Origin of the sequence: Haloarcula hispanica ATCC 33960 (assembly GCF_000223905.1) — an archaeon.
Classification (GTDB): Archaea; Halobacteriota; Halobacteria; order Halobacteriales; family Haloarculaceae; genus Haloarcula; species Haloarcula hispanica.
Genome location: NC_015944.1, coordinates 274,195 through 294,714 on the forward strand (window position 1 = coordinate 274,195; position 20,520 = coordinate 294,714).

The 20,520-nt window shown below is 62.3% G+C and carries 22 protein-coding genes; 9 read left to right on the forward strand and 13 right to left on the reverse strand.

Annotated features, from left to right (window positions below; translation table 11 throughout):
• The first annotated feature begins 31 nt into the window (after positions 1 to 31).
• The 3 genes from HAH_RS18510 to HAH_RS18520 all read left to right on the forward strand — a co-directional run bounded on the left by HAH_RS18510 (position 32) and on the right by HAH_RS18520 (position 2,842).
• Positions 32 to 631 (forward strand): TetR/AcrR family transcriptional regulator, encoded by a 600-nt coding sequence (locus tag HAH_RS18510; RefSeq protein WP_014031231.1) that lies wholly within the window; start codon positions 32 to 34, stop codon positions 629 to 631.
• Positions 631 to 2,100 (forward strand): MATE family efflux transporter, encoded by a 1,470-nt coding sequence (locus tag HAH_RS18515; RefSeq protein WP_014031232.1) that lies wholly within the window; start codon positions 631 to 633, stop codon positions 2,098 to 2,100. The genes HAH_RS18510 and HAH_RS18515 overlap by 1 nt, the downstream gene beginning before the upstream one ends.
• 73 nt (positions 2,101 to 2,173) lie before the next feature.
• Positions 2,174 to 2,842, forward strand: coding sequence for a class I SAM-dependent methyltransferase (locus HAH_RS18520; protein WP_014031233.1), 669 nt, complete (start codon positions 2,174 to 2,176; stop codon positions 2,840 to 2,842).
• Positions 2,843 to 2,853: 11 nt separating this feature from the next.
• Here HAH_RS18520 and HAH_RS18525 read toward each other — a convergent pair whose 3' ends face one another.
• The 5 genes from HAH_RS18525 to HAH_RS18545 all read right to left on the reverse strand — a co-directional run bounded on the left by HAH_RS18525 (position 2,854) and on the right by HAH_RS18545 (position 8,760).
• Positions 2,854 to 3,525 carry an AIM24 family protein gene (locus HAH_RS18525; RefSeq protein ID WP_014031234.1) on the reverse strand — a complete coding sequence of 224 codons (672 nt, stop codon included), beginning with the start codon at positions 3,523 to 3,525 and terminating at the stop codon, positions 2,854 to 2,856.
• A gap of 140 nt (positions 3,526 to 3,665) precedes the next feature.
• The gene (gene ppk1, locus HAH_RS18530) at positions 3,666 to 6,179 is read right to left on the reverse strand and encodes a polyphosphate kinase 1 (RefSeq protein ID WP_014031235.1); all 2,514 of its coding nucleotides are present in this window, start codon (positions 6,177 to 6,179) and stop codon (positions 3,666 to 3,668) included.
• A gap of 4 nt (positions 6,180 to 6,183) precedes the next feature.
• On the reverse strand, positions 6,184 to 6,894 hold the full coding sequence (locus HAH_RS18535) for a metallophosphoesterase family protein (protein WP_014031236.1): 711 nt from the start codon (positions 6,892 to 6,894) through the stop codon (positions 6,184 to 6,186).
• 668 nt (positions 6,895 to 7,562) lie between these two features.
• Positions 7,563 to 7,808 (reverse strand): hypothetical protein, encoded by a 246-nt coding sequence (locus HAH_RS18540; RefSeq protein WP_014031238.1) that lies wholly within the window; start codon positions 7,806 to 7,808, stop codon positions 7,563 to 7,565.
• A 106-nt stretch (positions 7,809 to 7,914) separates the two neighbouring features.
• Complete coding sequence (locus tag HAH_RS18545; RefSeq protein ID WP_014031239.1) at positions 7,915 to 8,760, reverse strand: DUF726 domain-containing protein; 846 nt, start codon at positions 8,758 to 8,760, stop codon at positions 7,915 to 7,917.
• A 134-nt stretch (positions 8,761 to 8,894) separates the two neighbouring features.
• Between HAH_RS18545 and HAH_RS18550 the strand changes: the two genes are divergently transcribed.
• Complete coding sequence (locus HAH_RS18550) at positions 8,895 to 9,497, forward strand: class I SAM-dependent methyltransferase (RefSeq protein ID WP_014031240.1); 603 nt, start codon at positions 8,895 to 8,897, stop codon at positions 9,495 to 9,497.
• A 103-nt stretch (positions 9,498 to 9,600) separates the two neighbouring features.
• On the opposite strand, the gene HAH_RS18555 is transcribed toward HAH_RS18550, so the two are convergent.
• From HAH_RS18555 to HAH_RS18565, 3 genes are all read right to left on the reverse strand, one after another.
• Positions 9,601 to 10,002: a PIN domain-containing protein gene (locus HAH_RS18555; RefSeq protein ID WP_008312181.1), complete on the reverse strand. Its 402-nt coding sequence runs from the start codon at positions 10,000 to 10,002 to the stop codon at positions 9,601 to 9,603.
• A 3-nt stretch (positions 10,003 to 10,005) separates the two neighbouring features.
• On the reverse strand, positions 10,006 to 10,272 hold the full coding sequence (locus HAH_RS18560) for a hypothetical protein (protein WP_014031241.1): 267 nt from the start codon (positions 10,270 to 10,272) through the stop codon (positions 10,006 to 10,008).
• Between the two features lie 227 nt (positions 10,273 to 10,499).
• Positions 10,500 to 12,206 carry a cbb3-type cytochrome c oxidase subunit I gene (locus HAH_RS18565; protein ID WP_174878676.1) on the reverse strand — a complete coding sequence of 569 codons (1,707 nt, stop codon included), beginning with the start codon at positions 12,204 to 12,206 and terminating at the stop codon, positions 10,500 to 10,502.
• Positions 12,207 to 12,521: 315 nt separating this feature from the next.
• Here HAH_RS18565 and HAH_RS18570 point away from each other — a divergent pair, with 315 nt between their 5' ends.
• Positions 12,522 to 12,893, forward strand: coding sequence for a cupin domain-containing protein (locus tag HAH_RS18570; RefSeq protein WP_014031243.1), 372 nt, complete (start codon positions 12,522 to 12,524; stop codon positions 12,891 to 12,893).
• A gap of 117 nt (positions 12,894 to 13,010) precedes the next feature.
• Here the strand turns inward: HAH_RS18570 and HAH_RS18575 are convergent, their stop codons facing one another.
• From HAH_RS18575 to HAH_RS18595, 5 genes are all read right to left on the reverse strand, one after another.
• Positions 13,011 to 13,934, reverse strand: coding sequence for an LLM class oxidoreductase (locus tag HAH_RS18575; protein WP_014031244.1), 924 nt, complete (start codon positions 13,932 to 13,934; stop codon positions 13,011 to 13,013).
• Positions 13,935 to 13,983: 49 nt separating this feature from the next.
• Complete coding sequence (locus HAH_RS18580) at positions 13,984 to 14,730, reverse strand: NAD(P)-binding oxidoreductase (RefSeq protein WP_014031245.1); 747 nt, start codon at positions 14,728 to 14,730, stop codon at positions 13,984 to 13,986.
• 86 nt (positions 14,731 to 14,816) lie between these two features.
• Positions 14,817 to 15,815 (reverse strand): DMT family transporter, encoded by a 999-nt coding sequence (locus HAH_RS18585; protein WP_014031246.1) that lies wholly within the window; start codon positions 15,813 to 15,815, stop codon positions 14,817 to 14,819.
• A 146-nt stretch (positions 15,816 to 15,961) separates the two neighbouring features.
• Complete coding sequence (locus tag HAH_RS18590) at positions 15,962 to 16,753, reverse strand: aldo/keto reductase (RefSeq protein WP_079891654.1); 792 nt, start codon at positions 16,751 to 16,753, stop codon at positions 15,962 to 15,964.
• 156 nt (positions 16,754 to 16,909) lie between these two features.
• Positions 16,910 to 17,530, reverse strand: coding sequence for a hypothetical protein (locus HAH_RS18595; protein ID WP_023843011.1), 621 nt, complete (start codon positions 17,528 to 17,530; stop codon positions 16,910 to 16,912).
• A gap of 184 nt (positions 17,531 to 17,714) precedes the next feature.
• Here HAH_RS18595 and HAH_RS20235 point away from each other — a divergent pair, with 184 nt between their 5' ends.
• The 4 genes from HAH_RS20235 to HAH_RS18610 all read left to right on the forward strand — a co-directional run bounded on the left by HAH_RS20235 (position 17,715) and on the right by HAH_RS18610 (position 20,457).
• Positions 17,715 to 17,945 (forward strand): hypothetical protein, encoded by a 231-nt coding sequence (locus tag HAH_RS20235; protein WP_014031249.1) that lies wholly within the window; start codon positions 17,715 to 17,717, stop codon positions 17,943 to 17,945.
• 98 nt (positions 17,946 to 18,043) lie between these two features.
• A complete protein-coding gene (locus HAH_RS20240; RefSeq protein ID WP_014031250.1) occupies positions 18,044 to 18,298 on the forward strand; it encodes a hypothetical protein in 255 nt (84 codons plus the stop codon).
• Between the two features lie 130 nt (positions 18,299 to 18,428).
• Entirely contained in the window at positions 18,429 to 19,253 is an 825-nt protein-coding gene (locus HAH_RS18605; protein ID WP_008312162.1) for a M48 family metallopeptidase, read from the forward strand.
• A gap of 199 nt (positions 19,254 to 19,452) precedes the next feature.
• Positions 19,453 to 20,457, forward strand: coding sequence for an alcohol dehydrogenase (locus HAH_RS18610; RefSeq protein WP_044952883.1), 1,005 nt, complete (start codon positions 19,453 to 19,455; stop codon positions 20,455 to 20,457).
• Positions 20,458 to 20,520: the final 63 nt, after the last annotated feature.

The following is a 20,520-nucleotide window of genomic DNA, read 5'->3' on the forward strand; positions in this document are numbered from 1 at the left end:
TAACTAGTTAGTAAGTTCCGTCACAGCCGCCATGGATGACGATACAGCTACCGAAATTCTCGACGCGACGTACCGCGCCCTCTGCCAGCACGGGTACGCCGCGCTCACGGTCAAAGACATCGCTGCCGAGGCAGACCGGAGCAAAGCGTCTATTCACTACTACTACGACAGCAAAGAGAACCTCTTTACCGAGTTTCTGGACTTCTTGTACGAACGATACACTGCAAAAATAACGGGCGTCGACGGGAGTACACCGCGGGAAGAACTCGATTCGCTGTTGGACACCGTTCTCACTGATGGGCGACAGACGCCCGGTCAGGAGTTCAGAACGGCAATACTCGAAATAAAGGCACAGGCCCCGTACAACGACGCCTTCCGGACACAGCTGGCCAGGTTCGATGCCGTGCTCTTCGACCGGCTGCGGGAAATCATCGCGGCCGGCGTCGAAACCGGGGAGTTCGATAGCAGGGTCGAGCCGGCCGTCGCAGCGGAGTTTCTCGTGACGGCGATTACAGGTGCCCATACCCGACACGTCGCCACAGACCGTTCGATAGACAGATTCAAAGAGACGATTACGCGATACGCTGAGACCCATCTCCTGACGGACACGCCAGCGGAGGCGACCCGCTGATGGGGATTCGAAGTCGCGTTAGTGCGCTGTTCAAGGGGCCCGAGGAGTTCGACCTCACGTCGGGTGGCATCGGGAAGCCGCTGTTTTTCCTCTCGATGCCGATCGTCATCACGAATCTCTTCCAGACCGCGTACAACCTCGCGGACACGTTCTGGCTCGGCCAGTACAGCACGGACGCGCTGGCTGCAATCAGCTTCGCGTTCCCGATGGTGTTCCTCCTCATCTCGCTCGGGATGGGGATATCCGTCGCCGGCAGCGTCCTCGTCGCGCAGTTTACCGGCGCAGGCGAGGAGCGCGACGCCGAGTACGCCGCCTCACAGACGGTCACGTTCGCCGTCATCGTCTCGTTCGTTCTCGGCATCGCGGGCTATCTCGGCGTCGATACGTTTCTGAGCCTGATGGGCGCGTCCGAAGACGTCCTCCCCATGGCGACTAGTTACATGGAGGTCATCTCACTCGGCCTGCTGTTCATGTTCGGCTTCTTCGTCTTCGTCGCGCTCATGCGGGGCTACGGCGACACGATAACGCCGATGCTCGTCATGTTCGGCTCAGTTGTGCTCAACATCATCATCGACCCGTTCCTGATATTTGGCTGGACAGTCGTCGAGAACGCGCCGCTCGTGGGAACTGTCTCGTTCCCCGAACTCGGCATCGAAGGGGCCGCCATCGCGACCGTCTTTTCCCGGGCGCTGGCGCTGGTCGTCGGGCTGGCGATCATGTTCCGGGGGAACCGCGGCGTCCAGATTCACCTCCGCGATATGGCACCGGACCTCTCGTATCTCCGCCGTCTCGTTCGCATTGGCCTACCCGCCTCCGTCGAGGGGACGGGGCGTGCGCTGTCGATGAACCTGCTGTTGGTCATCGTCGCGATGTTCCCGGACACGGTCGTCGCCGCCTACGGCATCGGAACGCGCGTGTTCTCGGTCGTCTTCCTGCCGGCTATCGCGGTCGCTCGCGGCGTCGAGACGATGACCGGCCAGAACATGGGGGCCGACAAACCGGATCGGGCAGCGAAAGCGGCCGGCCTCGCGGCGACGGTGCTTTTCGGCGTGCTCACCCTTGCTGGGGTCCTCGTCTGGTTCACCGCCGCACCGATAGCCGACCTGTTCACGACGGACCCCGAAGTCGTCGAAATCACGACGCAGTTCCTCCGTTACGTTGCGTTGTCCTTCGGCTTCATCGGTATCATGCGGGCCTACACCGGGAGCTTCCGCGGTGCCGGGAAGACGCTCACCGCCGCGGCCATCTCCGTGCTGATGCTCGGAATCATCCGCTTCCCGATTGCGTGGTTCGCCGCTGTGCCGCTCGGCGAGACCGGCATCTGGCTGTCGTTCGCCGTCTCGAACGTCGCAGGGGCGCTCATCGCCTACGGCTGGTATCGACGCGGGACGTGGCGAGACAGCAACCTCACCGAAGCCAAGGTCGATATCGACGAAGCGGGCGTCGAGATGTCGGCTGACGGAGACTGACAGCAGGGTGCGAGCGCGTGTGACACCCTTCGAGTGAACCAATGCTTTCAGGGGAGCCGCCGTTACTGCTGCTATGCCCGCAGAACCGAACGCCAGTCAGAAGCCCGCGTCGCCGCTGTTTGCAGCTATCTACGATCCGGCTACGGCACTCGTTGAGCGGACGCTCTTACGGCCACATCGTGAGTACCTGGTGGCGAATCTGGATGGCACAGTGCTGGACCTCGGCGCTGGAACCGGCGCGATGTTTCCGTATTTCAACAGCGTTGCGAACGCGTCGACGGAGGTTCACGCTATCGAGCCAGACCCGCATATGCGGCGTCAGGCAGAGGAGAAGGCAAACGCGCAGGCCACGCCGATTCATATCGAGTCGGCACCGGCGGAAGCTCTCCCGTACGACGAGGACACGTTCGACGTCGTCATCGCCTCCATGGTTTTCTGTACGATTCCAGAGGTCGAGTCCGCGATAAGTGAAATCGTCCGCGTACTCAAACCCGGCGGCGAACTGCGTTTCTTCGAGCACGTCATCGACGACGGGTGGCGCGCCCGGGTACAGTCAGCTCTCGCACCGCTCTGGAGGCGTCTCGCCGGCGGTTGCCACCTCACCCAACAGACGGGGACGCAGCTCGTCGCTGAACAGTCGTTCGACGTCGTCGAAATCGAGCGACTCAATCTGGGCATAACGCCAATCCGGCCGTTCGTTCGGGGACGGCTCCGCAAGCGCTCGGTGTCTTCGACGCGGTAACTCGGCGGCGATTAGCTCTGACTCTGCGTGACAGACTCCTCCTCGTTTGGCTGGATGACGACAAAGCCGTCGTCACCGGTAAACTCCATCTGGATCGATTCCCCAGAGGTCTGGCCGATTTCGAAGGTCTTGTTCATCTCGATAGACGGCGAGAGATTCGAGCTCCACGCAACGGTCGCGTCCGGGTCGGTGAACACCGGCGGCGTCATCACCAGCGGGTCGCCGTGTGTCGTCAGCGCGACTTCGCCGGGGCCGGTGAGGTAGACGTTCGTCAGGCCGCCAGCAGCCATGCCAGAGAGACTGCCGACAGTGTTGATTTCGTAGTCGATAGTTGATTCGAACGCGAGCACGTCAGTGCCGTTGACCGATATCGATTCTCCGTCATCGAGGGCCAGCACCTGTACCTTCTTGCCGTTCTCGGCCACGTAGAGGTGGCCGCTTCCTTCGGCTTCCATGACCGGCGTCCCTTCGCCGCTCACGGCCTCCTTGACGAAGCCCGTGATACCGCCTTCCGCCGAGGACTTGCCAGTGAACGTGACCTCGCCGGTGTACGCGACCATCGACCCGGCTTTGACCATCACAGTCCCATCGAGTGGGATGTCAAGTAGCCTGTTGTTCTCTTTCTGGAACCCATCGCCACCGTCTGCGGGGGCGTTGGAGCGGACGAATTCCTGTAAGTCCATAGTTATATCGGGACACTCGATAGGCCATGCTCATAGGCCTCGTGAAGGATTAAAACGCATTTTGTGTGAAGCGGTCCCATATTGATGGGCAACGCAGTTACTGAGCCGAAAAGAAACTGAGAAATAGTATAGCCGAATAGCTATTCCGTATCGCTATACAGTCGTTCGAGGAGATCAGTGACGCCAGCTTTGGTTTTGAGGTAGCGCCGCTCTCCATCGGGTGTTCGAACAGCGTAGTTGTACACGACGCTGTCCGGGACGTACCACCGGTCGCTGTATGTGGCCAGAACTTCGTCAGGGTTTCCACCGTCCGTGACTTCAAAAGGTTCGTCAGTTGTATCGGCATCAGAAACCGTACACTCACCCTCGGATTCAGTCAGTGGTTTCGACTCGGCACCTGTCTCAGTTGGCTGTTCAGTGCCATCACCTGTGATACAGAGGTCACCGGCTATCGGATAGTCACCGGGGATACCTGTAATGAGGTTCTCAGAGCGACCGGCTTTTAGCGCTTCTCGCATCAGGATGTCCTGTGCGCTGATCACGCGCTCGCCGTCGTCCGGATACCGCTGGTGGTACTCGCCGTCGCTGTCCATCTCCCAGAGCTTGCGGTTGTCCGAGAGGAGGAGGTCGAGGGTGAAACGGAGTTGGCGCTGGATTTTGGGGCTTGTCACGGGTGTGACTGCTTCGACCCGGTAATCGAGGTTGCGGGTCATCCAGTCGGCGCTACCGATGTAGTACTCGGGGTCGCCCCAGTCGTCTTCGGTAGCGGGGTCGCCCCGTGCGCCGTTCTCGAAGTAGAAGATACGGGAATGCTCTAGAAAGCGGCCGACGAGCGAGTACACCGAGATGTTTTCGCTGATGTCTTCCAGTCCGGGTCGGAGGCGACAGATATCGCGGACGATGAGGTCGATGTCGACGCCTGCCATCGATGCGCGGTACAGTTCGGCGACGATACCGGGGTCTTCGAGTCCGTTGATTTTTGCGACAATACGGGCAGGCCGACCGGCCTGTGCGTGCTGTGCTTCCCGACGGATGCACCGGGTGAACTCCTTGCGCATGGTCACCGGTGCGATGAGGAGTTCGCGGAACTCCTCGTCCAGCGACGGCCCGGTGAAGAAATTGAACTCCTTGGTCAGGTCGCGGCCGATGTCACGGTCGGCGGTCAACAGTCCGAGGTCGACGTATCCCTTCGCCGTCTCGGAGTGATAGTTCCCCGTGCCGATGTGGGAGTACAGTTCGACGCCGTCGTCTTCCTCCCGAACGACTAGCGCCGTCTTCGTATGGGTCTTCAGCCCCACCGTTCCGTAGGCGACGTGGATACCGTTTTCCTCCAGTTTGCGAACCCATTCGAGGTTGTTCTGCTCGTCGAAGCGGGCCTTCAGTTCGACCATCACCGCCACCTGTTTCCCGTTTTCAGCGGCCGTTATCAGCGACTGGATGATCTGTGAGTCGCTTGCGGTCCGGTAGATAGCTGCTTTCACCGCCAGAACGTCCGGGTCTTCGGCTGCTGCTGAGAGAAACCGCTGGACGGTGTCCGTGAAGTCGTGGTACGGGTGATGCAGCAAGATGTCTCCGTCCTGAATGCGCCGGAAGACACTCGGGTCCGTCGTATCCGGCCTCCCGAACGACTGCTGTCGGTGACCGTTGAGACGGGGGTGTGGCTGTGGCGTCCACTCGTCCAGCGAGAGGTCCGGTCGGTCAAGGTCGGTCAACTCCGCAAAATCCCGGTAATCCAGCGGACCCGAGAGGTCGTATATCTCGCGCTCGTCGAGACCGAGCTGTGTCGCGAGCGTCGAGCGAATACGGGAGTCGGCGTCGGGAGAGAGTTCCATTCTGACGACCGACGCGAATCGCCGCTGTTCGAGGACGTCTTCGACCATGTCAATGAGGTCCTCGGCAATCTCCTGATTACGTCGGACCTCCGCGTTGCGGGTCAGTCGGAACAGGGCCGTGTCGACGATTTCGACGTTCGGCAGCAGCAGATCGAGGTTCGCACGGATGACCTCCTCAAGCAGTACGTATCGAGTATCGTCCCCGAGTTGGACCAACCGCGGCCTGTTCGGCGGAATCTTGATTCGGGTGAACGTCGGGTCCTCGGCGTTCGGATGCCGGGTGAGAACAGCGAGCGAGAGCGACCGATTAGAAATAAACGGGAACGGATGTGCCGGGTCGAACGAAAGCGGTGTCAGGGTCGGCAACACAGACTCCTCAAAGTAGGTTCGCAGTTCAGACTGTTCCGCGGCAGCAGCGTCGTCGTAGTCGAGAATCTCGATACCTTCCGCAGCAAGCGCGGGACGAATCGCGTCGCGGTAACAGCGGGCCTGCGTCGCTAGCATCGGCCGCAGGGTCTCGTGGACCGCCGCCAACTGCTCCTCGGGCGTTCGACCGTCTGGGGCCGTCTCGGTCACGTCGGCTTCTATCTGCTGTTTGAGGCCGCCGATGCGTTTCATCGTGAATTCGTCGAGATTGCGAGTGACGATAGCGAGGAACCGGACCCGTTCCAACAGCGGATTCCGTTGGTCCAGCGCCTCGTGGAGCACGCGCCGCTGGAACGCGAGCGCACTCAATTCACGGTTGAGATACAGCGACGAGTCGGTCAGGTCGACATCCGCTGGCTCGTACGCGGGGATGGCGGGTTCTGAATCGTGGTCCATCGGGTTACGTTGATGTCGGCGGGGCACGCTCCGGGTCGACGATGCTATCGGACGACCGGGCTTCGTGGGTCGTCTCCGGGTCGACCGTGACGAACTCCTGCGTCGAGCACTGGTACGCCGTCAACTGCCCGCCGTAGACGCACCCGGTGTCTAGACCAACCGCAGTAGGTGTCTCGAATGGCTCGGAAAGCACCGTGTGACCGAAGAAGATGCGAGGGTCAGCACGGCGCGTTTCGAACCAGTACGGGCGGTCGTAGCTTCCGTCCGGAACAAGTGAGCGCATGTTCAGCAGTTCAGTCAGTTCGTGCTCCGCGATTGACTTGCGGTGGTCGACGCCACCGTGGACGACCAGCGAATCGTCCCACGAGATTGCCACCGGAAGCGACGCCATCCACGAGAGGTCGTCGTCGGTCAACGACGGAATCGATTTGCGGCCGTCGATGAGTTTCTGCTCGTTGTTGCCACGGACGGTGAGGAAGTTCGGCGTATGCCGGACCATGTCGACGACACCAGCGCTGTCCGGACCTTTTCGGACGAGGTCACCAACGAAGACCACGAGTTCGTCCGGGGTGGGGTCTAACCGGTTCAGGAGGCGTTCGAGGGTCGGACGACACCCGTGGACGTCGCCGACAACGTAGATTTCCTCCCATCTGTGACCGCGGATTCGCTGGTGTGGTGCGCCGAGGTCCGGATGAAACGTCGGTGGTGAAGCCATCTATGTAAGGTCGTTTGTGAAACATCGGTGAATCTGGTATAGGTGCTTTATATGAGTTCTATATAGCTGTATGAGAGCGAATATATGCTCGCCGCCTGCTGTCGAACCAACCGGCAGTGACTGGTTGCTTCTCAGTTACAACAGGGCGGAAGTGACATCCTGATTTTTCAGTCCTCCGGCTGAATCACGGGTATGCCGACAAGCGATTACACTCCCGCCGACACGTTGCGCCCTGCAACGCCGGCGGGCTATCAGTCACCCCAGCCGTTTCGATACCCGCCGCTCGTGATACTCGGTCTCGTGAGTGTGCTGGTACCGGTCGCTGCGGTGGTGTTCGGCGGCATACTCTGGTACGCCCAGGGAACCGCGCTCGACGCCGTTTTTTTCGGTCGACGAAACCGCCACAGGCATCACGTTCACGCTCGCGTCTGGACTGGTCAGCGGGAGCGGCCGGCGACCTTTACTCAGTTGCAACGCTACTCAGAACGCCCGCGGGGTCACTCACGTATGACAGCGATATCCGCCATTCGTATATTTTCTGTCCTGAAGCGTAACCACGGTTTATCTGGACCAGCAACACTGTGACAGCGCACTCAAGCGCTCGTCATTGATGGACACTTCCCCCGAAACGCCAGTCCAACAGGCTCAGCGAGTTCGAGGATTGTGAGTCACCCCTCGACAGCATCTCTGGTGTGTTCGGCGTCCAGCCCGAACAGCAATCCGGCGAAAAACAGCAGTTCGTTGCCGTGATAGTACTGTTCCATTACAAAATTGATGAGGCCGATATCCGGAGTGGTCGCGCCCAACAGCACTAAGACGAGCGCGAGAGCGGCAGCGAGTCCAGCGACCCATCGGATGACAATACCGGAGAGCAGTCCCACCACAAAGACGACAACAGCAGTGAAGAGACTCATGTCTCGCTCCAGCGTGTAACAGCCGTTGGTCTGACAGTGGCTTCCATAGGATGAACAACACTTCCGCCATATTTAGTTCTACTAGCAGCAGGAAAATAGAGCTACGTCACTCGATCCCGGCAACGACACGCGGCAGACACCCCTCGCCCGGTTCGAAGTACGAGTAGTGGTCGGCAACGAGGTCAGTGACGTTCACCTCCTGGTAGCCGTCGGGAAGCGGCCCCGCGTCACGAGTGCCAGCGTGGCCTACGGCGTGGGTCCGATCCGATGCCCGGTACACCCACGAAAGGACCTTATCGTTGTGGCTGTAGAAGTTCGACACCGGTGCGTCAACGGCCGCTATGGCGTCGCCGTATCGGCCACCCTGCACCACGCTATCGTAGGGGATGGCACCACCGAGCAGTGACACCGAGGCAAGCGCGTCTGTCGCCCCTCGCTCGGCAAGCACCCGGAGGGTCTCACCGGTCACACGCCCACCAAGTGAGTGCGCGAGCAAATGGACCGGCCGGCCGTCGGTTTCGGCCCACTCGACCAGCCACTGAGCGAGGTGGGTACTGTTCGCCTCGGCGTTGTCCTTCGCCTGCTCCCACTCGACATCGGAATCCCAACTGTACGCGATAACCGGTGTGGGCCGTGTTCCGTCGAGTGCTACCTGCGCCGTATAGGCATTGTCGCGCGCCCTCTCGGCGTCGGTACTGAATCCGTGGACGAACAGGAACACCTCCGACGCGTCGTCGAACGACCACATGCCACCAGTCTCGAAGGCTGGCCCCTCCGCCGCGTCGAGGAGCCCGCGCGTAGTGACGACCGGCTGTGAGTCCGGCGCAGTGTACCCGCCCGAGTCGCCTTGTAGCGACCAGTACACGTAGGCACCGCCGCCCCCGAGCAGACCGAGTCCGCTTCCGAGAGCGATGAGCAGCCGCCGTCTGGTCACACCCGTTTGACTGTCCATGGCTAGTAGCTTGTGGATAGGTCACAGGTGTACCGATAAGTCAGTTGAGATTGTCGCGTCCGGAAACGGGAAGCAACGCAAGAGCTGTGTCACAGCCCGCAGGCTTCATGTTTCGGCGGGCGGTTGACGGAGCCATGACGACCTGGGACGAGCGATACCGAGCGGGCACGTACCCACAGCGCCCGGACCCACATCCGGTGTTAGAACGATACCTGCCGACCTTTCCACCGGGTCGGGCGCTTGACGTCGCAACCGGGACCGGACGGAACGCGCTCCCGGTCGCAGCGGCCGGGTACCGCGTCGATGCGGTCGACCAATCGCGAGCGGGGCTGCACATTGCCCGCGAGAACGCACGCGAAGTGGGCGTCGAAGACGATATCGAGTGGATACAGGCGGACCTCGACTCGTTCGGATACCCGGCGTCGACGTACGACGTCATTACGGTTAGCTTCTATCGCCCCGTCGACCGCCTCCCCGACATTATCGAGGCGCTGGCCGACGGCGGCTGTCTGTTCATCCAGCACCACCTCCGGACGACCGACGACGTGGACGGCGGCCCCTCCGGGGAGCGGTACCGGTTCGCCTCGAACGAACTGCTCAGGGCCGGACTCGGCCTGACGGTGTTGCACTACGACGAGCGCACTGCAACAAGGGACGGGACGACCGCAGCCACCGCCCAACTGGTCGCCAGGAAGTCACAGGGCGGTCGGCAGTCGTATCCGGACATCTCGGAGTAGGGTAGCAGACGGAGACAGGGTGTCAGACAACTCGTCACAGGCTATTGATTTCAGGCAGTGTAGACTGAACAAGCTGCACAGTCGGTCTGCGTATCTACCATCTTCACTCAGAGGGCGCAGGTTCCAACGATGTGCGGTCGAGGCCGACAGTGTCGTAGTCCTGCTCGGTCGAAAGGACTCGCTCTTCGCCGGTTGTGACGAGTCCAGCGTGGAGTGCATCGAATGGGGTGAGATCGTACTCGTCGAGGAACGCTGCGGCGGCTAGAACCGCGTCCTCGTGCTCTTCCGGCACGATTGGAACCAGTTCGAGCAGGTTGGTAATTGCCCGCGGCGCATCGATCTCGTACTCGGCCGCCTCACGGTCGTAGAACAGCACCAGAACCTCGGCGTACGCGAGTATCGAGGTATGTATGTCATCGTGCTCTTCGAGGGCGCGGACTGCGGCGTCCTGAAGCCAGTCGTCGTCCTTCAACAGTGCGGTGAGAAAGTCAGTTTCAACGTACACGACTTACGCCTCGCCATCCTGTGTCCGATCTTTCGCTTCCTCTTGAACCTCTCGTGATATCGCCTTCCGCGATTCAGTTTTCAGCTTGTCGGCCTCTGTCTCTGCAAAAGCATCGCCAACGGCCGCTCGGAGGCCCTCTAGCGGGTCCTCGTCAACTGGGAAGAGTGCGACGTGGCTCGGGAGTTCAACGATACGATACTGGTCACCGAACCGGTCGCGGACATCCTTCGGGAGGTAGATCCGTCCTCGTTCGTCTGTCGTCTTCGACATGACGTATTCAGCCTTAGTGTGGGAAAGAATAAAAATATTCCCGTAAATATAGTAGATTTCCCGCCCATATTGAGTCGTCCAGTCCGACCAATTTTCAAGCTCATTTACTGCTTGAGTTGTATTGACCGTCTCAAAGTGGGTGTGATAACGGTTCTATACTACTCTAGAGGTGACCGTAGAACAACCAAGAAGGGTACCGCGAACGGGAAACCAGAAGAACTCGGAGATCAATCCCCGGTCGGTTCTTCGCCGCCGTCGGCCAGCGCCGGGAGCCGCTCACGCTCGAACCACGCGAACTCCCGCGGGAACTGGTCCGTCGCCGCCAGGTCCCAGGGGTCGCCGTCCGTGACCAGTGGGCCCTCCAGCCACGAGGTTACGAGGTTCCAGACGAAGATGAGCTGGCCGATGACCAGCAGGACGACACCCAGCGTCGCCAGCTGGTGCAGGAGCGTAAACAGGTCCACCGGGCCAGCGGTCAGAGCGTACGTGGCGTACCGGCGGGGCATTCCGGCGTAGCCGAGCAGGACCATCGGGAAGAAGGTGACGTTGGTCCCGACAAGCGTCAGCCAGAAGTGCCACTTCGCCAGCGAGCGCTGGTACCACCGACCTGTGTAGAGCGGGAACCAGTAGTAAATGCCCGCAAAAACAGCGAAGGCGATCCCGCCCATGATGACGTAGTGGAAGTGAGCGACGACGTGGTATGTGTCGTGTAAGATGAGGTCGACGGGGATGGCGGCCTCGAACACGCCGGTGACGCCGCCGATGATGAAGTTCCCGACGAATCCGACACAGAAGAGGAACGGCGCGGTCGTCCGCAACGCGCCGTTCCACATGGTCGCCATCCAGTTGAAGGTCTTCACCGCGCTCGGGATGGCGATGGCGATAGAGACCGCCATGAACGAGGCCCGTAGTCGAGGGTCCATACCCGTCGCGAACATGTGATGCGCCCAGACGCCAAAGGAGAGAACTCCGAGCGCCAGCGTCGAGTAGACGACGAACTTGAATCCGAACAGCTTCCGCCCACAGAACTTGGGTAGGATGTAGCTCACGAGTCCCATCGGCGGCAGGACGAGGATGTACACCTCGGGGTGGCCGAAGAACCAGAACAGGTGCTGCCACAGCAGCGGGCCGCCGCCGTCGAGCGTGAAGAACGTCGTCCCGAGATTGCGGTCGAGCAGGAGCATGACAAGCGCGCTGCCCAGCAAGGGGAAGGCAAACAGGATCTGTGCGGACTGCACCAGGACAGTCCAGGAGAAGATATCGAGGGTGGCCCATGTCACGTCCTCGCTCCGCTCGGTGAAGATAGTCGCGATGAAGTTGATCGCCCCCATCGTCGCCGCGACGCCCGAGAGGTGGAGGCCGAGCAGCATCAGGTCCACGCCGGGGTTCTGCTGTTCGATCGACAGCGGCGTGTACATCGTCCAGGCGGTCTGTGCCGGTTCGATGTTTTCGAGGAACGGCCCGCCGAGGACGCCACCCCAGATGAGCAGCGCCGCCGGCGGCAACAACCAGAACGCGATGGCGTTGATTCGCGGAAACGCCATGTCGTCGGCCCCGATGAGCAGCGGGATCAGGTAGTTCGAGAACGCCGCCAGCATTGGCGTCCCAAACAGGAACAGCATCGTGATGCCGTGGGTCGTCAGGAGGCCGTTGTAGGCACTGGCACTGAGGAAGTCCTCAGCGGGGTACATCAGTTCGAACCGCATCAGAACCACGGCGATACCGCCCCACGCGAACGCGACGACGGCGAACACGCCGTAGAGAATCCCGATATCCTTGTGGTCGACCGTCGTCAGCCACCGGAGAATCCCGCTCGGCTTCTCCGCGTGGGTGCGTTCGTGCGCCCCGTGGCCGCCACCGATCGCAATCGTATACGACCGCCAGTCTTCGATCCGTGCGAGTATCCCAGCGATACCGACGAGCAGTATCGCCATCAGTACTGTCGTCGCCAATGCGCCTACAGACACCATTTGGAGGGTCTTTATACGGACTGCCCGTGGTTCTTATCGGGAAGATGTTCGGAGACAGTTTATATGCATCCAGAGTACGAAGCGGCGCGTCTACAGACGAAGCGGTTCGGGACCGAGGTTTTCCGTCGTGCGGTCGGAACTCCTCGCGATGCACCCACAGCACCGAAACCGACAGCGAGCGAGTGTGCGCACTGGCCGGCGTTCGAGCCAGTCCGCATCGACCAGCCGCGACTTCGGCCCTGTAGTTCTTCGAGACCGCAGTGACGAGGAGGACGCGCGATGACAGCGACCGATTTCGACGCCGTCCGGGAATACGACGACGACCAGTTCTCGGCTGTCGAAGTGTTCCGCAGCGACCGGATGAAAGTCGTCTGTGGCTACTTCGAACCCGGCCAGTTTATTCCGGTGCACGCGCCCGCGAGCGACGTCGCGATACACGTCCAGTCCGGGAGCGGTATCGTCCGTGATGGAGACACGGAGCGGGCGGTCGAGCCGGGCGACGTAGTTGTCGTCGAGGCCGACACCGACCGCGGTGTCAAAGCGGACGAGGATGGTCGGCTGGAGGCGTTACTGGTGACGGCACCGCCGCCGACCGACGCCGAACACGAACCGGTCCGGAAAGGGCTCAAGCAGAACGAGTTCGATCCGTAAGCCCAGCTCAGAGGGCTGTTGCTGGGAAGTCCAAACCGGAATACGGCAGGCAGTCGATTGGATCGACGGAAGCGTCATCCGCCGCGAGTTTCGCAGGAACGGTATCGACAGCTGGAGTCACAGTTCGTCGATGATTTCGCTTGCGAAGGTCGTCATCGCCGCCTCTGGCTCCGCCGCTCGAAGCCCGACGATAACGTGGTCGAGGCCGTGCTCTTCGAGCCGTCGGAAGTACTCTCTGAACCACTCGACGCCGGCACGATAGCCCAGGTGGAGCGGTTCGGGCTCCGCCGTCGGATCAGCAGCGAACTCGACCTGAACGGCAATCGTGAACGGCTTCTCTGACGCGTGGCTCCGCCATGTGTCGAGATACGACTCCAGGGTCGACTCGGGAAGGTGGTAAAATATCCAGCCGTCGCCGTTCTCGGCGATCCACTCCGTGGACTGTCTGGCGTTGCCGGTCGGGAAGAGCGGGAGCGTGTCCGTTGTCGGTTTCGGGAGGACATCGAGTTCTCCGTCGAGGTAGCCCCAGGAGCCATCGAGCGTCGGGTATTCCTCGCGCCAGAGCACGCGAAGCGCCTCGACGCTTTCGCGGACGAGTTGGCCCCGGTTCTCGGGGTCGACGCCGAACGCCGGATACTCCGGGTCGCGGTCGCCCGAGGCGACGCCCAGCACGAGACGGCCGTCGGAAAGCCGGTCGACGGTCGCAGCCGATTTCGCCATGTGGAGGGGATGGCGCAGCGGGAGAACGATACTCGCGGTGCCAAGCGCCACCGACTCGGTGTGGGCGGCGACGTGGGACAGCAGGGACCACGGGTCGAAGGCCCCGCCGGCGTCCCCGAAACGCGGCCAGTACGTCGGCACGTCTCGCGCCCAGAGCGCGTCGAAGCCGACTGTTTCGGCGTGGCTTGCGAGCCGGAGTTCCGCGTCGATATCCGGCGTCGACTCCGTTTCGCCCGTGAGCGGGAACCCGAGGCCGAACGAGAGGCCGTCCCCCCCGAACAGCCGCCGATAGCCAGCGTTCGCGTGGTCCACGTCAGTCATCAGCCGCCTTTCACGCTGGAGGCGTATTTGCACACGGGTGGATTGCCCACTACGGGTCGTCGTCCGGCGTATCAACTGCCACGGTCTCCGACGCCCCACTCCGGGGGAGTTGCCACTCGACATCTAGCGCACGGTCCGGGAACGACGGCTTGGCAACGACTTCCAGCGTCCGGTCTTCGGCTGCCGGTGTGACGGGCGATGCGATCATCAGTCGGGCCACGTCAGCCCGCGAAACGCTGCCCCAGAGCTTCGCTCCGGGCTCGGCGACGGAGACGGTGTCAGTTCGCGGCCCGTTCGTGAGCACGCCCGGGCGGAGGATCGTGTGTCGGACCGGGGCGTCGCGAATCGCGGCCTCGGCCTCCGCTTTCGCACGTTGTATCGGCTGGATGACGACGTCGAAGGCCGTCGCGAGCGGACTGGCCGGCTCGTCACCCACGCCGATAGCGGATTCCATGACGAACGCCTCGACGCCAGCGTCGACGGCCGTATCAAGGAGATTGATGGTTCCCGCACCGTCGACGTACTCGTCCCGGGACCAGACGTCCGTGATGTTCGAGCCGACGGCGCTCAGGACGACATCAACGTCCGACAGCGCCTCGGCCAACGCAGTCGGGTTCAGCAAGTCGTCGACGACGACCTCGTCAGCGCCGGCCGCCTGCAGGTCGTCTGTTTTCGACGGTGTGCTGGTCAGTGCTCGGACCGTCGGCACGCGCGAACTGAGCAGTCGGAGCGTCGCGCGCCCGGTCCCGCCGCTGGCTCCGGCGACAAACACCGTCTCCACGTCAGAAGGGTCCATATCGTGGCTTGGGGCTGCCGGTACATGATTGGCTGGGCCTGTTTCGTCAAATCCAGATCGTGATCGCTCTACTGCAACCGCAGACGTCAGTCGTCACACGGCGGTGTCTGCTGGGACGAGGATGTCTCCTCGAAGCGGTGATAGAGCCGGCGCAGTTCCATGCGGATGGTCACACGCTCGATGAGAGCGAAGCCCGCAACGACGACCAGGAAGCCGACGAACGTCCACAGTGACACCGACGAGCCCAGCAGTACCCAGCCCATGAGCGCGGCGAAAATCGGCACGACGTACGCGACCAGATTCGCACGGACCGGGCCGATACGCTTGATGAGGCCGAAGTAGATGGCGTACGCGACTGCCGTCGAGGGGATGCCCACGGCCACGATGCTCGCAATCGTTTCGGGGCCGATGCCGATGACGGCCGTAGGTGGCTCCCCGGCCAGCAGGCTCGCGATGTGGAGCAACACCGCGCCGACAGCCATCGCCCACGCAGTCAGCGGTGTACTGTCCATCTGGGGGCCGACACGCTGGAGGAACACGCTACCGAGTGCAACGGCCGCTGCCGCGCCGAGGACCAGAAGTTGCCCGATGGCGCTCGCATCGGTGAACGTCGACGGCGACGGCTGCACGATGAGGATAACGCCGCTCAGCGCGATACCGATACCGAGCGCACCGAGCCACGATAGTCGGTCACCCAGCAGCCACCAGGCGAACACGGGGGCGAGTATCGGGTTCAGGCCGTACATCACGGACGCCGCTGCGGGCGTGGTCGCGCCCTGACCGAGGAACAACAGCCCGTTGTTGAGTGCGATCAGGAACAGCGCCGCCATCCCGATTCCAACGAAGTCCGCGCGCGTCCGTGGCAGCCACGTCGACCGGGGCCGGGTAAGGACGATGTAGCCAAGCAGCGTCACCGCTGCCAGGTCGAACCGGAGACCGGCAAACAGCACCGGTGGCAGCTCACGGAGCCCGGTTTTGATCGCGACGAACGAGCCACCGAACAATACCGCGAGCAGGACGAACAGCGCGGTGTCACGGTAGCGGGCCGGGATCGACGGGCGATCCGTAGACGTGGACCGCAGCATGGGCCAGGTCAGTCGGACCACCCCCTAAAGCGAAGATGTCTCATTGTGCGTACAAGGGGCCGAGATGTGAAGAGGGCTGTGGGAGACGTGGTGTCACGGGCCGACAGTCGTATCGGCAAAAACGACTGGGAAAGCCCGAATCCGGCTCAGTCCCAGGCGGCGGGCGACCAGTCCGGATCGACGCGTCGGTCGACCGTGTCAATGCTGTCGATACGGTCGATTTCGGCGTCGGAGAGCGACAGGTCGAGGCTCGCCAGGTTATCGGTGATGTGGGCTTCGCTCGTGGCTTTCGGGATCGCCGTCACGCCCTTCTCGCGGAGCCACGCGAGGCTGACCTGCGCTTCGCTCGCGTCGTGGTCGTCGGCGATGGCTTCGATGACGTCGTGACCGAACACTTCACCGCGTGCCAGCGGGGAGTACGCCACCAGTTCGTAGTCCTGTTCCGCCGCGTGCTCGCGGAGTTCCGACTGCTGGAGGAACGGGTGCGTCTCGACCTGGTTTGCAAACACCGGAGCATCGAGCACGTCCATCGCCGTCTCGACGTGGTGCGGTTCGAAGTTCGAGACGCCGACGTTGTCGATCAAGCCGCGGTCGACGAGTTCGTCGAACGCCGGAAGCGTCTCCTCGGGTTCGTACTCGCCCGCCGCCCAGTGGACGTACAGCAGATCCACCGAATCGACGCCGAGTTTGTCGAGGCTCTCCTCGGTCGTCTCGATCACGTCGTCGTGCGAGAGGTTCGAGATCCAGACCTTCGTCGCCAGGAAGATATCGTCGCGGTCCACGTCAGCCGCAGCGAGACCGTCGCCGACGGCGCTTTCGTTGTCGTAGGCCTGTGCGGTGTCGATATGGCGGTAGCCGGCCTCAAGCGCCGTCCGGACGCTTTCCGCACACTGTTCTGCGTCGTCGTTCTGCCACGTTCCGAGACCGAGCATCGGCATGCCGCTCGCTCGTGGACCGCCGTCTGTCGAGGACTGTTGCTGAGTCATTATCGGATACCGGAGCTTGCGACTTTAAGCCGTTTGGAAGCCGGCGGGTAGCGCCGACTATCGGACGGACAGCAGATTGACTGGCTACTACAGGTAGTGTACGGTCGTTCAGAAGCCATAGGACCCGAAAATCCAGAGCGCGACGACGGGCGATGCGGCGAGGAACGTGCCAAGAACGACCGTCCCGAGAACCGTCTCCCACCCCAGGCCCCGCACCGACCTCTCGTACCGCCACAGTTGGAGCGCAACGTAGACACCGGCGATGACCACCCCACCGAGCATCAAAAACGGCGGAAACCCGAGTGCCGGAAACGGTGGGAAACCGACCGCCGGAAACGGGTCCGAACCACTGGAGGCCGCGAAATCGAGGCCGATGCCGACAGCGCCGACGGCGGTGGCCGCGACGACGTACGAGATGCCAGCGATGACGTGCCGGAGTGCTGCAGCCAGCCCGAACGGCTCTGCATCGGTCGGCAACACCTCTGGGGCCGCGTAACTACCGATTCCAGTGTAGAGGAACGGGACGGTCAGCACACCGACGGCGACGGCATACGGAAGGACCGACGAGATCGCGACGATGAGAACTGCCATGGTCAGGGCGTACGTGCGGCCGGTCGCGCCCCCGAGAACCAGAGGCGGGACGAACAGCACAGCGATAGCCACCAGGGCAAACAGACAGAGCGGGACGGAGTAAGGCCGGAACCGCCCGACAAAACGGGAGAGAGACATGCCAGGGTCGTTTCGAACCCAAGCGCATAGGTTTTCGGCTCTCCAGTGAGAGTCGGAGTCAGCATGCTTTTACGCTCCGTTGCGGTATCGTGACACCAGAACGTCACTATCGCGGGTGAACCGCGCTATCACTGAGTCCTGTCCGGACCGCCGCTACCCGCTGGGCGCCGGACTTTGCCAGACCGTGTTCCCACCCGACACGTCCGAGGGAGCCGCAGCAGCGACCATCCTGAACCGAGAGGAAGCTGTCCCGGAGTCGCTCCCGGCGGCAGAGCTTGAAAACGTGCAACTCCTCCCCCACCGTACGGACCTCCTCGAATACATGCCGACCAGCGCGACCGCCGCCGAGTTCGGGACCGGAGACGGTTCGCCGAATCAATCGTCCGGGTCACGCGGCCGGAGACGCTCTCTCTGATCGATGAGTGGGAAAGCGACGAGGAGCGCCAGGCTGTCGAGCGGCGCTGTAGCGAGCACGGGGGTGCTGTCCGTCTGCGGGACGCTGGGCCCATCTCCGTGCTCCGTGATGCCGACACCGACTCGCTCGACTGGGTGTATATCAACAGCTCCCACGAGTATGAGGCGACGCTGGCCGAACTCAGAGAGCCAGCGGGCCGTCACAGCGGACGGCTAATCGCGGGCGACGACTACAAAATCGTGAACGGCGTCATCCCTGCCGTCCACCAGTTCTGTGCGGAGACCGACTGGCGGCTGGCGTCTCTCACGCTCGAAACGCACGGCCGTCGGAGTTACGCACTCCGCAAAGCATAATGACCGACCGCTGTGTGGACTGAATCGACGAATTTCCCCGGAATCGTCACCGTACCTGTGGCTAAAACCCAGTGACACGAGCGGCATCGTCGGCCAGACGGTTTATACGGCCGGACGGACTTGACCCTGTATGGCAGACTTCGGATTACAGGTGCGGATGCTCGTCGTCGGTGCGATTCTGTTCGCGTTCTACGTTTTCGCCGGCACGGCACTGTCGGTGCTGTTGGGCCTGCCGCTCGTCCCGGTGCTCCTCGTCGGAATCCTCGTGGTGCCGGCGATCCAGTACAAACTCGGGAAGTGGCTGGCACTCCGTGGCGCGGAGGATATGCCGGACGACCAGCGGTTCGGCTACGTCCACCAGATGGTCCGGCGGCTCTGCAGAGATATGAATATCGAGGAGCCCCGGCTGATGGTGATGGACATGGGCGTGCCCAACGCCTTCGCGGTCGGACGGAAAGGTGCGGGTGTCGTCGTCGTGTCGAGCGAACTGATGCAACTCCTCGACGACGACGAACTGGAGGGCGTGATCGCACACGAACTGGCCCACATCAAGAACCGGGACGTCATCACGATGGTCGTCGGCCAGTCTATCGGGATGCTCGTCGGCTACGTCGCCTACTTCGCGGTACTGTTCGGCGGCGAGCGAAACGTTGGCTCCTGGATCATGGCGATGATCGCCTCCTCGCTCGCGAACGCGCTGGTCATGGTGTTCGTGCTGGCTATCTCACGGTATCGGGAGTACGTCGCCGACGCGGACGCGCGCCGCGCCATCGGCACCGGCGAGCCGCTGGCCCGTGCGCTCGAAAAAATCTCACGCGGTGCTGAAGGACGCGAATCGAAAGTCGAGGACAGCATGAACGCCCTCTGTATCTTCAACGCCGACAAGGGGCTGTTCGAGAAACTGTTCTCGACCCATCCCCCGACTGAGAAGCGCATTCAGCGGCTCCGGTCCTGATACTGCCGGCTGTAACTATTTCAAGGTATTTGCCACCCCGAGGTGGCGAGATTCTTCACAGACGTACAGCCGGCAGTATGAATCGGGAGGCGGACTGAACCGATTGGCACGGCTGTATCGCAGCCGACGCTCTCGTACAACTCTCTGGTAACTGGCCGCTTATCCGCGTCGAGCCGGAAGTATCGCTATGTCAGACACAATGCGAGCGGCGGTCGTGCCTGAGGCAGGGGCAGACTTCGAGGTCGTCGAACGGGACGTGCCCGAACCCGACCCGGGCGAGGTACGGGTCTCGGTCGACGCCTGTGGCATCTGTCACAGCGACGTGTTCACGAAAGAGGGGACCAACCCGGTCGTCTCCTATCCGCGGGTTCCCGGCCACGAGGTGGCTGGACACGTCGATGCCGTCGGCGACGCTGTCGACGCCTGGGACGTGGGCGACAGGGTCGGCGTCGGCTGGCACGGCGGCCACTGTTCGACGTGTGAGCAGTGTCGACAGGGGAACTTCCTCCAGTGTGAGAACGGCGAAATCACTGGGCTGAGCTACGATGGTGGCTACGCCGAGTACATGACCGCACCGTCGGAAGCGCTCGCCAAGATTCCGGAGGCGCTGGACGCGACGGCCGCAGCGCCGTTACTCTGTGCGGGCGTGACGACGTTCAACGCGCTGCGGAACAGCGATGCGAACGTCGGAGATCTGGTCGCGGTGCAGGGCGTCGGCGGGCTCGGTCACCTCGGGGTCCAGTATGCTCACGCGGCCGGCTTCGAGACGGCCGCCATTTCCCGAACGCCGGAGAAGGAATCGCTGGCGAAAGAGCTGGGAGCCGACCACTTCATCAACGCGGCGGACGTGGATGCCGGCCAGCGGCTACAGGAACTCGGTGGGGCCGACGTCGTGCTGGCGACGGCACCGTCGAGTGACGCCATCAGTTCTATCGTCAGCGGAATCGGCGTCGATGGCTCAGTCGTAGTCGTCGGCGTTCCCGGCGAGCCAGTGGAAGTGAGCGCACAGCAGCTCGTCCAGAGCCGGGGCGGTGTCGAAGGCTGGGCCTCCGGACACGCACGCGACTCACAGGACACGCTGGAGTTCAGTTCGCTCCGTGACATCGCGCCGGAGATAGAGACCTACCCGCTCGAAGACGTCAACGAAGCATACGGGCGGATGATCGACAACGAAGCGCGGTTCCGGGCCGTGCTGGAACTGTAATCGAGCAGGTCTCGATATCGGTTGAAGCGCGTCTATACGCCACAGTCCCGGCTGAGACCACAA

What these genes read in the sequence shown, in the direction of transcription:
- HAH_RS18535 (WP_014031236.1), bottom strand. Translation starts at nt 6,894, where the DNA reads ATGGCTTCACCACCGACGTTTCATCCGGACCTCGGCGCACCACACCAG.
- HAH_RS18525 (WP_014031234.1), bottom strand. Translation starts at nt 3,525, where the DNA reads ATGGACTTACAGGAATTCGTCCGCTCCAACGCCCCCGCAGACGGTGGC.
- HAH_RS18515 (WP_014031232.1), top strand. Translation starts at nt 631, where the DNA reads ATGGGGATTCGAAGTCGCGTTAGTGCGCTGTTCAAGGGGCCCGAGGAG.
- HAH_RS18575 (WP_014031244.1), bottom strand. Translation starts at nt 13,934, where the DNA reads ATGACTGACGTGGACCACGCGAACGCTGGCTATCGGCGGCTGTTCGGG.
- HAH_RS18570 (WP_014031243.1), top strand. Translation starts at nt 12,522, where the DNA reads ATGACAGCGACCGATTTCGACGCCGTCCGGGAATACGACGACGACCAG.
- HAH_RS18590 (WP_079891654.1), bottom strand. Translation starts at nt 16,753, where the DNA reads ATGCCGATGCTCGGTCTCGGAACGTGGCAGAACGACGACGCAGAACAG.
- HAH_RS18550 (WP_014031240.1), top strand. Translation starts at nt 8,895, where the DNA reads ATGACGACCTGGGACGAGCGATACCGAGCGGGCACGTACCCACAGCGC.
- HAH_RS18510 (WP_014031231.1), top strand. Translation starts at nt 32, where the DNA reads ATGGATGACGATACAGCTACCGAAATTCTCGACGCGACGTACCGCGCC.
- HAH_RS18565 (WP_174878676.1), bottom strand. Translation starts at nt 12,206, where the DNA reads ATGGCGATACTGCTCGTCGGTATCGCTGGGATACTCGCACGGATCGAA.
- HAH_RS18580 (WP_014031245.1), bottom strand. Translation starts at nt 14,730, where the DNA reads ATGGACCCTTCTGACGTGGAGACGGTGTTTGTCGCCGGAGCCAGCGGC.
- HAH_RS18610 (WP_044952883.1), top strand. Translation starts at nt 19,453, where the DNA reads ATGCGAGCGGCGGTCGTGCCTGAGGCAGGGGCAGACTTCGAGGTCGTC.
- HAH_RS18585 (WP_014031246.1), bottom strand. Translation starts at nt 15,815, where the DNA reads ATGCTGCGGTCCACGTCTACGGATCGCCCGTCGATCCCGGCCCGCTAC.
- HAH_RS18560 (WP_014031241.1), bottom strand. Translation starts at nt 10,272, where the DNA reads ATGTCGAAGACGACAGACGAACGAGGACGGATCTACCTCCCGAAGGAT.
- HAH_RS18520 (WP_014031233.1), top strand. Translation starts at nt 2,174, where the DNA reads ATGCCCGCAGAACCGAACGCCAGTCAGAAGCCCGCGTCGCCGCTGTTT.
- HAH_RS18605 (WP_008312162.1), top strand. Translation starts at nt 18,429, where the DNA reads ATGGCAGACTTCGGATTACAGGTGCGGATGCTCGTCGTCGGTGCGATT.
- HAH_RS18540 (WP_014031238.1), bottom strand. Translation starts at nt 7,808, where the DNA reads ATGAGTCTCTTCACTGCTGTTGTCGTCTTTGTGGTGGGACTGCTCTCC.
- HAH_RS18545 (WP_014031239.1), bottom strand. Translation starts at nt 8,760, where the DNA reads ATGGACAGTCAAACGGGTGTGACCAGACGGCGGCTGCTCATCGCTCTC.
- ppk1 (WP_014031235.1), bottom strand. Translation starts at nt 6,179, where the DNA reads ATGGACCACGATTCAGAACCCGCCATCCCCGCGTACGAGCCAGCGGAT.
- HAH_RS18595 (WP_023843011.1), bottom strand. Translation starts at nt 17,530, where the DNA reads ATGTCTCTCTCCCGTTTTGTCGGGCGGTTCCGGCCTTACTCCGTCCCG.